This is a genomic window from Paenibacillus sp. Y412MC10 (assembly GCF_000024685.1).
GTDB classification, from domain to species: domain Bacteria; phylum Bacillota; class Bacilli; order Paenibacillales; family Paenibacillaceae; genus Paenibacillus_AQ; species Paenibacillus_AQ lautus_A.
In genome coordinates this window covers 5,249,065-5,262,528 of the sequence record NC_013406.1, presented here as the reverse complement: position 1 = coordinate 5,262,528, position 13,464 = coordinate 5,249,065, and the positions used below count along the sequence as shown (strand labels likewise).

12 protein-coding genes are annotated in these 13,464 nt (G+C 52.8%); 8 read left to right on the top strand and 4 right to left on the bottom strand.

Going from position 1 to position 13,464, the window contains the following annotated elements:
• The first annotated feature begins 16 nt into the window (after positions 1-16).
• The 4 genes from GYMC10_RS23020 to GYMC10_RS23005 all read left to right on the top strand — a co-directional run bounded on the left by GYMC10_RS23020 (position 17) and on the right by GYMC10_RS23005 (position 4,231).
• Entirely contained in the window at positions 17-181 is a 165-nt protein-coding gene (locus GYMC10_RS23020; protein WP_155989828.1) for a hypothetical protein, read from the top strand.
• A gap of 48 nt (positions 182-229) precedes the next feature.
• Positions 230-1,684, top strand: coding sequence for a PLP-dependent aminotransferase family protein (locus GYMC10_RS23015; protein WP_015736740.1), 1,455 nt, complete (start codon positions 230-232; stop codon positions 1,682-1,684).
• A gap of 420 nt (positions 1,685-2,104) precedes the next feature.
• Positions 2,105-3,022 (top strand): D-alanine--D-alanine ligase, encoded by a 918-nt coding sequence (locus GYMC10_RS23010; protein ID WP_015736739.1) that lies wholly within the window; start codon positions 2,105-2,107, stop codon positions 3,020-3,022.
• 6 nt (positions 3,023-3,028) lie between these two features.
• Entirely contained in the window at positions 3,029-4,231 is a 1,203-nt protein-coding gene (locus tag GYMC10_RS23005) for an aminotransferase class I/II-fold pyridoxal phosphate-dependent enzyme (protein ID WP_015736738.1), read from the top strand.
• On the opposite strand, the gene GYMC10_RS23000 is transcribed toward GYMC10_RS23005, so the two are convergent.
• Positions 4,217-5,122, bottom strand: a complete 906-nt coding sequence (locus GYMC10_RS23000; RefSeq protein ID WP_015736737.1) for a helix-turn-helix transcriptional regulator — start codon at positions 5,120-5,122, stop codon at positions 4,217-4,219. The two genes, GYMC10_RS23005 and GYMC10_RS23000, sit on opposite strands and share 15 nt — an antisense overlap.
• 213 nt (positions 5,123-5,335) lie before the next feature.
• Between GYMC10_RS23000 and GYMC10_RS22995 the strand changes: the two genes are divergently transcribed.
• Both GYMC10_RS22995 and GYMC10_RS22990 read left to right on the top strand, forming a co-directional pair.
• Complete coding sequence (locus GYMC10_RS22995; RefSeq protein WP_015736736.1) at positions 5,336-6,223, top strand: sugar phosphate isomerase/epimerase family protein; 888 nt, start codon at positions 5,336-5,338, stop codon at positions 6,221-6,223.
• 26 nt (positions 6,224-6,249) lie between these two features.
• Complete coding sequence (locus GYMC10_RS22990) at positions 6,250-7,281, top strand: Gfo/Idh/MocA family protein (RefSeq protein ID WP_015736735.1); 1,032 nt, start codon at positions 6,250-6,252, stop codon at positions 7,279-7,281.
• A 152-nt stretch (positions 7,282-7,433) separates the two neighbouring features.
• Here the strand turns inward: GYMC10_RS22990 and GYMC10_RS22985 are convergent, their stop codons facing one another.
• From GYMC10_RS22985 to GYMC10_RS22975, 3 genes are read right to left on the bottom strand one after another with little or no spacing between them, the layout of a single operon-like run.
• On the bottom strand, positions 7,434-8,330 hold the full coding sequence (locus tag GYMC10_RS22985) for a sugar phosphate isomerase/epimerase family protein (protein ID WP_015736734.1): 897 nt from the start codon (positions 8,328-8,330) through the stop codon (positions 7,434-7,436).
• 49 nt (positions 8,331-8,379) lie between these two features.
• Positions 8,380-9,237: a sugar phosphate isomerase/epimerase family protein gene (locus GYMC10_RS22980; RefSeq protein ID WP_015736733.1), complete on the bottom strand. Its 858-nt coding sequence runs from the start codon at positions 9,235-9,237 to the stop codon at positions 8,380-8,382.
• The gene (locus tag GYMC10_RS22975) at positions 9,234-10,292 is read right to left on the bottom strand and encodes a Gfo/Idh/MocA family protein (RefSeq protein ID WP_015736732.1); all 1,059 of its coding nucleotides are present in this window, start codon (positions 10,290-10,292) and stop codon (positions 9,234-9,236) included. Before GYMC10_RS22975 ends, GYMC10_RS22980 begins: the two co-directional genes overlap by 4 nt.
• 126 nt (positions 10,293-10,418) lie before the next feature.
• On the opposite strand from GYMC10_RS22975, the gene GYMC10_RS22970 reads away from it, so the two are divergent.
• Both GYMC10_RS22970 and GYMC10_RS22965 read left to right on the top strand, forming a co-directional pair.
• Positions 10,419-11,276 carry a helix-turn-helix domain-containing protein gene (locus GYMC10_RS22970; RefSeq protein WP_015736731.1) on the top strand — a complete coding sequence of 286 codons (858 nt, stop codon included), beginning with the start codon at positions 10,419-10,421 and terminating at the stop codon, positions 11,274-11,276.
• Positions 11,277-11,587: 311 nt separating this feature from the next.
• Complete coding sequence (locus GYMC10_RS22965) at positions 11,588-13,351, top strand: glycerol-3-phosphate dehydrogenase/oxidase (protein ID WP_015736730.1); 1,764 nt, start codon at positions 11,588-11,590, stop codon at positions 13,349-13,351.
• The last annotated feature ends 113 nt before the right edge of the window (positions 13,352-13,464 follow it).

Below are 13,464 nucleotides of genomic sequence, written 5' to 3'. Positions count from 1 at the left end.
CAAGCATGTTTCATTCTTGCTTGTGCATGATCCCGTATGGTTCCATGATAAAGAGAACGTGCATGTCATCAAGGTATACCGGCGCAAAGGGCAGTCCAATCCTAGGGATGAGATGGCCGGGATTCTGCCAACGATATCGGCAAACCACGCCCGAGGCGAAAGAGGCCTGCTGTGGTTCTAGTGGTGCCGCCGAAATTATGCCATCATAAGAGCAAGGGGGAAATGAACGATGTATTTGGATTTCAAGTTGGCGAATGACCGCCCGGCGTATATTCAAGTCAAGGATTACATGAAGCGCTTGATGACAACCGGGGCGCTGCAAGCCGATCAGAAGCTTCCCTCCACGCGTGAGCTAAGCGCGCTGTTTCGAGTGGGCCGCAATACGGTGCTGAGCGCATACTCCGATTTGGAGGATGAAGGCTATATCTACGCGGTTAAAGGGCAAGGACACTTTGTTTCCCCTTCGATCAGCGGGGCATCCGCACAGCCGGAAGGCAAACGGCTGGACTGGGGTCCTCGCCTGAACGAGTATGCCAGGCTTGCGGAAGCGAACGATCTGATGAAGCACGGGATCCGTGCTGAGAAGGGTTCCATATCTTTTACAAGCATCGCTCCCGACGAGAAGCTGTTCGACCTGCCCAATGTCAAGCGTGCATTCCTGGACCGGATGTCGCTTGAAGGCGATATCCTACTAAATTACGGTTACGCGAAAGGCTATAAACCGCTTATTGATTACCTTCTCCGTTACATGGAGAACAAAGGGGTGAATATTCAGGGCAAAGATATGCTGATCACCAGCGGTTTTACGGAAGGCTTAAGTCTGGTGCTATCCGCCTTGAACCAAGGGCATGGCCGCATTCTATGCGAGAATCCCACCCATCATACCGCCATTAAAAATTTTAAAATGCACGGGTACGCCATTACCGGCGTCGAGATGGAGCAAGACGGCATCAGCCTGACAGGGCTCGCACGCGAGCTGTCGGAGCGGTCGTACGACATGGCGTACCTTGTGCCTTCCTATCATAATCCTACCGGAATCGTAATGTCCCACCAGAAGCGGCTGGAAGCGCTGCGGCTGCTGAACGAGCATGAGATTCCCGTGATCGAAGACGGCTTCAATGAGGAGCTGCGTTATTCGGGCTCCCACATCGCGCCTCTCGTTGCATGTGCAGGGGGAGAGAACAACAGCGTGATTTACCTGGGCAGCTTCTCCAAGATTCTGTTCCCCGGCCTGCGAGTCGGATGGGTGCTGGCCGACAAGACCCTCATTCATTATCTGGAAAGCGTGAAGCGGGCCCGCAGCATTCATACGTCGACTCTGGATCAGTCCCTGCTCTTTCAATATCTGTACAATGGCAACTTCGAGAAGTATTTAAAGAGAGCGAAAGCCGAGTACAAGCGAAAATATGAGCTTGCGATCCGCTGCTGCGAGGAGTGGATTCCGATGGAGCGGCTGTCCGGTGACGGCGGGCTTCACCTGTTCGTTGAATTCGGTCCGGACTTCCGGACACGGGAGCTCCTGGAGGCTTGTTCCGCCCAGGGCGTGGTATTCACGCCGGGCGATATTTTCTATACCGATGGCGGCGGCCAGCACACCATGCGTCTTGGATTCTCACGCGTCTCCGACGAGAACATCGAGAAGGGGATTCGGATCATCGGCCAGGCGGCAAGGAAGCTGGTGTGATCGGGGTGCAACAGTGATCGGAGGAATAATCCGCATGCGGAGTGATGATTAACATACAAAAGAATGCTTCTCCGAGAAATCATGGGCTGCAACGGAGAAGGCGGAATTATTGTGGAGAAGCGGAGCGTTCTCCTTTGCCGTCGGATTTCAACGATGAAAATTCAAATCAGTGGAAATCTGAGGGCAACGAAAGATCGGAAGAATAATCCGCATGCGGAGTGATGATTGACATACAAAGAATATTTCTCCGAGAAATCATGGACTGCAACGGAGAAGGCGGAATTATTGTGGAGAAGCGGAGCGTTCTCCTTTGCCGTCGGATTTCAACAACGAAATTCAAATCAGTGGAAATTTGAGGGTAAGCATGCGGAGTGTTGCACTGGCAATCAGCTTGAAGAATTTATTTAGGAGGTCTACATCATGAAGGTTGGCGTCATCATGGGAGGCGTATCATCCGAGAGGGAAGTTTCGCTCATGACCGGCAAAGAGATGATCGCTCATTTGGATAAAAGCCGCTACGAGGTCTATCCGATCGAGATTCACGATAAACGCGAGCTGATCAGCAAAACCGAAGGCATCGATATTGCGCTGCTCGCCCTGCACGGCGCGTTCGGGGAAGACGGCACGGTGCAGGGCACCCTCGATACGCTGGGGATTCCGTATACCGGCAGCGGCGTTCTGGCCAGCAGTCTCTGCATGGATAAAGATTTGAGCAAGAAGCTGCTGCGTTACGAAGGATTGCATACGGCTGACTGGATCATGGTCAGCTGCATGGAAGAGCTGGCGGCCGCCGACGTGGAGGGGCTCGGTTTTCCCGTTGTGGTGAAGCCGAATGCGGGCGGTTCCAGCATCGGTACCCGGATCGTGCGCGACTCGGCTGGCCTAGCATCCGCCGTCGAAGAGGCGCTGCGGTGGGACCGCTTCGTCATGATCGAGCAATGGATCGAGGGAGAGGAAATCACCTGCCCGGTCCTTAACGGCGATATGCTTCCGATTGTGTCGATCAAGCCGAACTCCGAATTCTTCGATTATGCATCCAAATACGAAGAAGGCGAAGCGGATGAGCAGGTGATCGAGCTTCCCACAGAACTTCAGGAGCAGGTGCGCACAGCCGCGCTTCAATGCTATAAGGCGATGAAGTGCAGTGTATATGCCCGGATAGATATCATCCTGAAGGGAAAGATTCCTTATATTTTGGAGGTCAACACGCTTCCGGGTTTAACGAAGACCAGTCTGCTGCCAAGAAGCGCGGAAGCGGCGGGATATTCGTTCAGCGGACTTTTGGATGCCTTGATTGAAACCTCATTATCGGAACGAAAACGCGAAGGCAAGGAGTAGAAGGATATGAAGACAACGAGCAGCTTTCTAACATCGACGGTGCAAGTCATGCCGCCATCCGGCATCCGGCAATTTTTTAATGCTGCGGAAGCGGATGACGAGGTCATTTCGCTCGGCGTGGGCGAACCGGATTTCGTGACGCCCCAGTGTGCGATCGACGCATGCAAACGGGCGCTGGAGCATGGGCGCACGATGTACACGCCGAATGAAGGGCTGATGGAGCTGAGGGAAGGAATTGCAGACTATCTGCATGCCGGCTTCCAGCTGCAATACGAGCCGTCGAGGGAGGTCCTGGTTACGGTCGGCGGCAGCGAAGCGATTGATCTTGCGCTGCGGGCGCTCATCTCGCCGGGCGATGAAATTATCATTCCCGTACCGGGATATGTCGCCTATGCTCCTCTAGTGCAATTGAACGGCGGCACCGTCGTCGAGCTGGAGCTATCCGCGGAGCATGACTTCAAATTGACGGCGGATGCACTGCAGCAGGCGATTACGCCCCGGACGAAAGCGATCGTTGTTAACTTTCCGAGCAATCCGACAGGAGCCGTCATGACCCATGAGGATTGGCTTCCGATCGCGCGCCTTGCGGTCGAGCACAATTTGGTGGTGATTTCAGACGAGATGTATGCCGAGCTTACTTATAGCGGCACGCATACGAGCGTCGCTTCCCTGCCGGGGATGCGGGAGCGGACCGTCATCATCGGCGGATTCTCCAAAGCCTTTGCCATGACGGGCTGGCGGGTCGGCTACCTCTGCGGCGATGCCGGGCTGGTGAGCGCTATGGTCAAGATTCATCAGTATACCGCGCTCTGCGCGCCCATCATGGGACAGATTGCGGCCATCGAATGTTTAAGGAACGGGCTCGGGGATCGGGACGTGATGAGGCAGGCTTACGATGAGCGCCGACAAATGTTTGTGCAGGGACTGAGCGATATCGGCCTGAGCTGCCGCGATCCTCAGGGAGCCTTCTATGCATTCCCCAGCATAACCGGAACCGGCCTCGGCTCGCAGCAGTTTGCGGAGCGATTGCTTCGAGAGGCCAAAGTAGCCGTTGTGCCGGGCCATGTATTCGGTACCGGGGGCGAAGGCTTCATTCGCTGCTCGTATGCCGCTTCGTCCGCTCGACTCTGCGAAGCGCTCGAACGAATGGAACGCTGGCTTCAAACGCATGTACGTGCCGAAGGTCTTCATGCCTTACAGAATTCTTGACAGCTTCCGGTAATCGGTAGCGGTAATCCCCTCCAGCCTCCGGAAGATGCGGCTGAAATAATGAATGTCCGGGTATCCGACGCCTTCGCCAACCATCTCGATCGAGATGTCGGATTCCCTGAGCAGCCGGCGCGCTTCCCGGTGACGAACGGATTGCACGAATTCGCTCGGCGGCATCCCGGCAAGGCGCTTAAACAATTTGGCGGTATGATCCGCGCTTAACATCAAATGCTCCGCGATGACTTTGTTGCTCCAGTCTTTGGCTGGAGCTTTTTCGATTTGAGCCATCAGCTCGATCAGTTTGGCCTCGTGCGGCGACGTTTCCGTCAATGCCCGGGAGGGGTGCGTCCGAAACAGTTGAACCAGCACATCCAGCATCAGTCCCTTGCAGGCAAGCTCGTAGCCGGCGGGACGCAGGGTGAATTCCTCTACGATGCGTTCCATCATCTGTACGCATGGCAGGGGAGGCGTGTAGATAATCCGGGAAGAAAGGGGAGGGAAAGCGGATGATACGGCTTCATGCGCGAACTTATCCGTATCCACCACGGCTTCGTTCACGATCATATCGGCTTCCGTCTGGATGTCCAACTCATCGAAAAAATCAAAATGGATACCCAGAAAACGCGCGTCGGGATGGGAAACCACCTCATTTTGGTGGTAAACGCCGGACGGCAGAAAGATCAGCTGGCCTGCTTCGACGACATGCCGGTTCCCGTACATCGTGGTAACGGCTTCCCCATGGCATACATAGAGCAGCTCGAAATCATATAACCTGCGCTGCGGGAGAGCTCCCGTCGCCATGCGTTGAAACTGTGCATAATGAATGCTGGGCGACCATTCGCGGAAAGGCGCTTCGCGTTTTACCGGATAATCGGGGTCCATATCGGCCATCGTAGATTCACTCCCAAATGTTATTAAGAGAATAGAACGGAATTGTCCAAATAATCGCTTTTCTTTCTAAATCATTTCTTGGAATGTTTATTTATTATATAAGTATTATTACATCCAATTGGTTTATTTACAACTTGACGGAAAAAGTCAAATGATGCGTTTCAGAAAACATTTGTAACATCATCAACCTATGAATTTTAGGAGGGGTTTGCGATGAAAAAAGGGATTAATATCTGGTCGTTCCCGGGAGAGGCTTCCATCTCCGACTGTATCCGATTGGCAAAAGAAGCGGGCTTTGACGGAATCGAATTGTCGCTGAACCAAACGGGGGAGCTCGGGCTCCAGGCAGGCGATAAGGAAGTGCAGAGCATAACGGCACAGCTGAAGGACGCAGACCTCGATATTGCAGGATTGGCGACAGGCTTGTATTGGGACTATCCGATGACCAGCGACGACCCGGCCATCCGTGAAAAGGCCATGGACGTTTGCAAAAAGCAGCTGGAGCTCGCGGCTGCATTCGGTGTGGATGCCATTCTTGTGATACCAGGGGCGGTCGGCGTCGATTTTGTTCCCGGTTCCGCAGTCATCGACTACGAATATGCTTACGAGCGGGCTCAAGAATCCATTCGCAAGCTGGTTCCGTACGCGGAAAGCGCCGGCGTTTCGATCGCGCTCGAGAATGTATGGAACAAATTCCTGTTGTCCCCGCTGGAATTGCGGACCTTCATTGACGAGATCGGTTCCGACTATGTAGGCTCTTATTTCGATGTAGGCAACGTCGTGCACAACGGTTATCCGGAGCATTGGATTCGGATTTTGGGCGAGCGGATCAAGAAAGTTCATTTCAAGGATTACCGCAGGCAGGCAGGCGGATTGCACGGCTTTGTCGACCTGCTGGCAGGAGACGTCAATTATCCCGCAGTGGTGGAAGCTCTGCGCCTGATCGGCTACGACAACTATGTCACGGCAGAGATGATCCCGGCCTACACCCATTATTCGGAGCAGATCATATTTAACACGTCCAATGCGATGGATGCGATTCTCGGACGGACGCCGTCTTTGCGCAAGCCGGACGCGCGGCAGCATCAAGGACAATCATAATCATAAGGGATACGGAGGGAATGAGAATGCTTAAGATCGGAATATTGGGTTTTGGTTTCATGGGCCGCATGCATTTCGACAATTATCTTCGTTTGGCTCAAGAAGGCGCAGACATCGAGCTGGTGGCGATTTGCGATCTCCTCATCGATGAGCTTAAAGACAGCAAAGCCAACGGGAATATGGCGACCGAGCGGGATGTCTACGACCTGGAGCCCTATCGTCTTTACGATCATGTGGACAAAATGCTCGAGCATGAAGAGCTGGATATCGTGGATGTGTGCCTGCCAACGTATTTGCATGCGGATATGTCCTGCATGCTGCTGGAGCGCGGCATTCACGTCCTGTGCGAGAAACCTGTTGCGGGCAGCTCGGAAGAAGCCTGGCGCATGGTGAAAACAGCGGAACGCACGGGCAAAACGCTGATGATCGGACAATGCCTGCGTTTCTGGCCGGCTTATGAATATTTGAAAGAATGCGTGGAGGACGTCCGCTACGGCAGCATCGTTGCAGGCGAATTCTTCCGGGGATCGGAGCCTCCTAAGGGCTGGTTCCTGGAAGGGGAGAAAAGCGGAGGCTGCATCACGGACATGCATGTGCATGACGCGGACATGATCCACTGGCTGATGGGCAAACCGGAGCGGGTGTCCACATTCGCCAAAACGATCATTGATGGAAGCTCGTACGATATCGTATCCACCCATTACACTTACCCTGACGGGAAAGTGATTAACGCCCATGCGGATTGGACGCTGCACGGCGAACATGGCTTCCATATGGGATACCGGGTAAATTTCGAGGAGGCTACCCTGGTGTTCGAGAATAATGAATTGAAGGTGTATCCTGAAGACGCACCGGGCTTTACAGCCGAACTGTCCGGAGATTCCGGCTACTACCGCGAGCTTCAGTATTTCATCGAGCATGTTGCGCAAGGAAAACCGGTAACGGTATGTACGCCAGACAGCGCGGCAGGATCGCTGGAAATTATCGAAGCCGAGATCCGTTCAGCGAGAGCGAACGGGGCTTTGGAGACCGTGACGGGGAAACAAGCGGTATCTTAAGGTATACAAGTTTCAAGTTCCTACACACATTATGGTGAGACAATGAACAGGCCGATCAGGAAATTTCCTGATCGGCCTGTTGTTTGTGTTTATCAAGTCCGTTCCAAGCGAACGTTGCGGTTTGCTTGGAACGTCTCAAAGCTTGCGTCGGTTTATGCTCTGAACGTCTTCAAGAAGTCCACGGCAAGCTTGATGTCCGCTTCCGGATTGGTCTTCACTTCGCGTTCGATTGTCAAATACCCGGTATAGCCGATATCTTTAAGGGCTTGCAGGTAAGCATTCCAGTTAACGCCGCCTTCGCCAAGCGGAACCTCACGGAACTTCTCGCCGGATTCCGCCATATCGGCAATTTTGTCATGGTCAAGCGCGGGTGCTTCATATCCGAAATCGCCGTATACGTCACGAGGATCGATGTAGTCTGCCAGCTTGATTCCGTCCTTCGCGTGCGTATGGACGATATAATCCTTGAGGTTGTATACGCCCTGTACTGGATCGTCGCCCGTAACCATGACCATATTGGCCGGGTCAAAGTTAACGGATACGCCGTTGGAACCCAGGCCGTCCAGGAATGATTTCAAGTGAGCCGAAGGTTCCGGCCCCGTCTCGATGGCAAAAAACGCGTTCATCGAGTTCGCGAAGGTGCTGAGCTCTACGCAGGCCTTATGCATCGTTTCGTATACGCGGCCGGTGTGATCCTGCGGCACGATACCGATATGGGTCGTAATGATATTGGTTCCAAGCTCCAAACCGAGCTCCATGATCCGCTTGGATTTTTCGATTTTGGCCGCATTTTCGGCAGGATCCTGAAAGCCGTGTCCGCCAAGGTCACCGACGAGGGCGGAAATTTCAAGTCCCAGGGAATCGATATAATCCTTCAATTCTTTTCGAGCGGAAGCGGAGAGGTTGGCTGGATCCATTTCGCCGTGAACGGCATAAATCTGTACGCCGTCCGCCCCGACCTCCCGTGCTTTGACAAGACCTTCTCTTACGCCAACCCGAAAGCTGTCAACGATAACGCCAATTTTGTTAGGCATGATAGGCTTCGACATCCTAATATCCCCCTTATATCATCCTTGTGTGATCCATAAGCCTTCTGCCTTAAGCTTCGTTCCAGGCTTTACGGACATATTCCAAACCAAATTTAGCACCCGTGCGGCAATCTTCCATCCCTTCGAATTCGATCGAGATATAGCCGTCGTAACCGGATTCCTTCACGATGCGAACGACTTCCGGCATATCGATATCGCCTTGGCCGACAATCGCGCCGCGCAGCCAGTTGCCGCTGGAGGTGTTAAACCAGCCGGATCCGGGCGCGCGGTTAGCCGGACGATAGTAGAAGTCCTTGAAGTGAACCATGGACGCGAGGCCGATGTTGTTCGCGACAGCCACGGTGGATACCTCGTCTGCACAGAGGAAGTTTCCGATGTCCAGGGTAGTTTTGAAATTAGGGTGGTTCACGGTCTGAACCAGAGCTTTGACGCGGTCGCTATGCTGAATGAAGTAACCATGGTTCTCCACGCTGGTGGTAATGCCGCGTTCTGCCGCGTAATCGGCAATGATGCGGCATGCATTGGCCAGCCGCGGAAGTTCCTCCAGGAAATGCGTGATGGACAAGTCCTTGGAAGAGCCTACGTCATGGCGCATCAGCTTGACGCCAAGCGCAGCCGCAATGTCCACTTCGCCTTTAACTCGTTCAATCTCCGCTTCATAAGCAGCGTCATCCAATTCCGCAAAATTGGCGCCGATGGCGTAGTTGGAGATTTCAAGTCCTTTGGAGGCGGCACGGGATTTGATCGTATCGATCAGCTCCGGCGTTTCCTTGAGGTTAAAGCCGAGCGGAACGATCTCGATATGCTCTCCGCCGATCTCCGCAACGTAGTCGATGACGTCGGTAATGGTCATTTCGCCTTTGTTCATGGCCTGGTACAGGCTGTACGAGCTTATTCCGAGTTTCATAGGAGAACTTCAGCCCCTTTCTCGGCGGATTCATAGATGCCGCACAGAATCTTCATGATCTCAACGCCGTCTTCAACCGGGCTGAGCGGTGTTGTGCCGTTCTCGATACAGGAAATGAAGTGATTGACCTCGCTTTGGAAAGCAGCATCGAAGTCGAATCCCTTGTTGTCGGTTTGCGGCTGGATGTTGATGATGGTATCGTGCTTCTCGGTTACGATGGAAACCTCAGGGTCGATCTCGAATCCGCCCTTGTCTCCATACAATTTAACGGATTGCAGATTTTCCTTCGAGTGCAGCGTGAAGCTTACGTCCACCAACAAAGAGGCGCCGTTTTCAAAACGGATCATTGCATTCGCCATATCCTCGACGGTGTTCTTCTCAGCATCATAATCAGCTGCTTTATAGAAGGACAGGTTGCGCACGTTAGAGCGATTGCCCAACTTCCGGTATGTATTGGCGCTGACGGCAACCGGCTTCGGACGGCCCATCATGTACCAGCACAGATCGATGACGTGCACGCCGATATCGATGAGCGGTCCGCCGCCGGAACGTTCGATGTCGGAGAACCAGCCGCCCGGATTGCCGAGGCGGCGAATGGAGGAAGCCTTCGCGAAGTAGATCTCCCCGAATTCACCCTTGTCTGCAAACTCGCGGAGCATCTGGGCGTTAGGGTCATAACGTCTTACGAAACCGACCTGGAGCATCTTGCCTGAGGATTTCACGGCCTCCTGTACTTGAAGCGCTTCCTCAACGGTGCGGCAAAGCGGTTTCTCAACCAGAACGTGTTTGCCGGCATTCAGTGCCGCAATGCTGATTTCGGCATGCGTATTGTTCCAGGTACAGATGCTTACCGCATCGATTTCCGGATCGGCCAGAAGTTCTTTATAGTCCGTGTAGACTTTGGTAGCGCCGTATTTTTCAGCTGCGCGCTGTGCTCTTTCTTCGTTTAAATCGCACACGGCGAGCAAATTCGCGTTCGCATGTTTTTGATAGGATTGCAAATGCATAGCAGAGATTGATCCAGTGCCAATGACGCCAACATTAATAGATTTCATGAGTTCACTCCTCTGAATTTACTGCATTACACTTTCGTATTATAATGCTTTTAGAGGAAGACGCCATGATAAACCGTGCTGTTTGTTTGTACAATTGTGCTGTCTTACTGGAAGGAGATCAGAGCATTGGACAAAACACTGCGAGAACCGATGACGATGCCGGATCCTCAGTTTCCGATCAAGGTTCATCGTTGCGAGTTTGATGGCCGGGGACAGGTATTATTTAATCATCACTGGCATGAGCATCTTGAAATATTATATTTTGTTTCGGGGGAAGCGACGCTGGAATGCGGCTCGACCACCTTTACCGCCAAGGAAGGCGATATGATCGTCATTAACCGGAATGAACTGCATTATGGCCTCAGCCAGTCGGACCATTTGTTTTATTATGCGTTAATCGCGGATTTCTCGCTGCTGCAGAGCCATTCCCTGGATGCGCCCGAGATGAAATTCATCACGCCGATCACCCAGAACCGGCTGATCTTCGAGAACCGAATCAGCGGGGCTGATGCGCTGGCGCCCATGCTATCCATTATCAAGGAGCTGGAACGGCAGGAATTCGGTTATGAGCTGGCTATCAAATCGGAGCTGTACCGATTGCTTACGCTCCTGCTTCGAGGTTATGTCGCAACGGTTCTGACGCAGGATGAATACGTCGAGCGGATGAAGAACGTCGAGCGGTTTGCACCGATATTCAAGTATATCGAGGAGCATTACCGGGAGGATCTGTCGGTGGAGCAGTTATCCGGCATGGCCGGCCTCAGCCGTTTTCATTTCAGCCGGTTGTTCAAGGAAATCAGCGGCCGAACCGTAACGGAGTACGTGAATGAAACCAGGCTCAACCGGGCGGATTACCTGCTCCGCGAAAGCCCGCTTACGGTATCGGAAATCGCGGCTGCTACCGGATTCAACGATATTTATTATTTCAGCCGGACCTTCAAGAAATATAAGCGGATGGCTCCATCGGCTTTACGGAAAAAGTGATCCCGGGGTTTTGCGGTTCTATCAGGTTCCATATAGACATAAATATAAAAGCGACATATAATGAGTAATCATATTGATTGCATAAAGCGGCGGAGACGACGGAGAACCCTTTTGCTTACATGCATACCGTATTTGGTATGCATTCCGAGCAGAAGCGGTTCTTTTTTTAGATTATTGAATGTAAAAGTTTTCAGCGAAGCTGAACCCATTCGATAATCGCAAGAAAAACGTCCACTAAATGCGGTCTGTCTTCTGTGAAGGTACGTCGATAGATGTTTTTCTTATTATATGTTGAGAGAGGAGAATGTCAGGTGGACACAAGCTTATCCGCCAAGATGCGGACCCGTTATTTACAGGACATGTCGGCAAATAAGCTGGATGTGCTGGTGATTGGCGGCGGTATCACGGGGGCGGGCATTGCTTGGGACGCCAGCTGCAGAGGGATGAGCGTGGGCTTGGTGGAGATGAATGATTTTGCTTCGGGAACGAGCGGCAGATCAACGAAGCTGATCCACGGGGGACTCCGGTATTTGAAGCAAGGGGAAATCGGCCTGGTACGGAAGGTGGGCTCCGAACGGGCACTGCTTCACCGCAGCGCTCCGCACCTGGTGGAGCCGATCCCCATGCTGCTCCCTATTTATAAAAAAGGCACTTATGGTTATTTTGCCAGCTGTGTCGGATTGTATCTGTATGATTGGCTGGCGGGTGTCAAACGCAGCGAACGGCGGAAGATGTTTCGGAGGGAAAGCACCCTGGCCCTTGAACCGCTCTTTCGGAAGGAGGGATTGAAAGGTTCCGGTTATTATTACGAATACCGCACCGATGATGCGCGTTTGACGGTCGAAGTGGTAAAGTCTGCAAGGGCTAAGGGAGCGCACATCGCGAATTACGCCAAGGTTCGTGAATTCATTTATCGAGGAGGAAAAGTAGCGGGTGCACAGGTAGAAGACCAATTGAGCGGGGAGACCTATGCGATATACGCCAAAAAAATCATAAACGCCGCGGGTCCATGGGTGGATCAGGTCAGGCTGAAGGATCATTCGCTCAAGGGCAAGCAGCTGCTCTTAACAAAGGGCGTTCACCTGGTGGTGGATCATGCCAAGCTCCCCGTACGACAGGCCGCTTATTTTGATGTGCCGGGGGGCCGTATGATTTTTGCCATTCCGCGGGAGGGCAAGACGTATATCGGAACGACTGATACAGTCTATAAAGGGTCGATTGAGACGCCCGGCATTACCGAGGAAGACCGGCGCTATCTCATCGATGCGGTCAATCATGCGTTTCCGGAAGCAGGGCTGAAGCCAAGCGATATCGAATCCGGATGGGCGGGACTGCGGCCGCTCGTTCGCGAGGAAGGAAAAGGTCCTTCGGAAATATCGCGAAAAGATGAGTTGTTTATATCCGATTCCGGTTTGATCACGATTGCGGGCGGAAAGCTGACCGGATTCCGGAGAATGGCCGAAAAGGTCGTCAACCTTGCAGCCAGACAGCTTCAGGACGCCGATGGCACCATCTATCCTCCCTGTACGACGGATCGGGTTCCGATAAGCGGAGGAGACCTGAACGGACTCACCTATGCGGAAGCTCAGGAGAAGCTTATTAAACAGGGCGAATCCCTCGGCATCAGGCACGATGACGTGAGGAGCCTTATGACCAGGTATGGTACCGATACCCTTGAACTGTTTAAACGGATCAAGGCTGCTTCCGACAAAACAGAAGCTGTCGGATTTAGATTGCTGCGTGCCGAAATCGAGTATTCCATCGAATGCGAAATGACGATGAGTGCCGTGGATTTTCTGTTAAGAAGAACAGGCTGGATGTTATTCGACCGGCCCAAAACCGAGCGAGTCATTGCTTCCGTCATGAGCTTGATGGGAGAATACTTAGAGTGGGATCATGAGGAAGTCGACAGGCAATGGGAACTGCTGCAGGACCAATTGCAAGCGGCATGGGGAGTGGCGGAAGGCAGCAGAATAGAGCTGGCTGCAGCTCCGACGGATCGGGAACACGTCAATGAAACGGTCTCCGAAGAGAAAGCCGGGCATCCATCGGCCGTGTCGGCGATGAACCGATAAGGTTTATCATCATGATGATCTTGTCAAATGTAAAATGTGGATGTAGTATAACCATATAAAGTTATAGAGCGGGCAGAGATGATGAGAAGCCCTTTGCATAACGAGAATCTTTC

Coding starts and splice junctions, on each gene's coding strand:
- GYMC10_RS23000 (WP_015736737.1), bottom strand. CDS start 5,122: ATGGCCGATATGGACCCCGATTATCCGGTAAAACGCGAAGCGCCTTTC.
- GYMC10_RS22975 (WP_015736732.1), bottom strand. CDS start 10,292: ATGAAATCTATTAATGTTGGCGTCATTGGCACTGGATCAATCTCTGCT.
- GYMC10_RS23015 (WP_015736740.1), top strand. CDS start 230: ATGTATTTGGATTTCAAGTTGGCGAATGACCGCCCGGCGTATATTCAA.
- GYMC10_RS23005 (WP_015736738.1), top strand. CDS start 3,029: ATGAAGACAACGAGCAGCTTTCTAACATCGACGGTGCAAGTCATGCCG.
- GYMC10_RS22995 (WP_015736736.1), top strand. CDS start 5,336: ATGAAAAAAGGGATTAATATCTGGTCGTTCCCGGGAGAGGCTTCCATC.
- GYMC10_RS22980 (WP_015736733.1), bottom strand. CDS start 9,237: ATGAAACTCGGAATAAGCTCGTACAGCCTGTACCAGGCCATGAACAAA.
- GYMC10_RS22985 (WP_015736734.1), bottom strand. CDS start 8,330: ATGTCGAAGCCTATCATGCCTAACAAAATTGGCGTTATCGTTGACAGC.
- GYMC10_RS22990 (WP_015736735.1), top strand. CDS start 6,250: ATGCTTAAGATCGGAATATTGGGTTTTGGTTTCATGGGCCGCATGCAT.
- GYMC10_RS23010 (WP_015736739.1), top strand. CDS start 2,105: ATGAAGGTTGGCGTCATCATGGGAGGCGTATCATCCGAGAGGGAAGTT.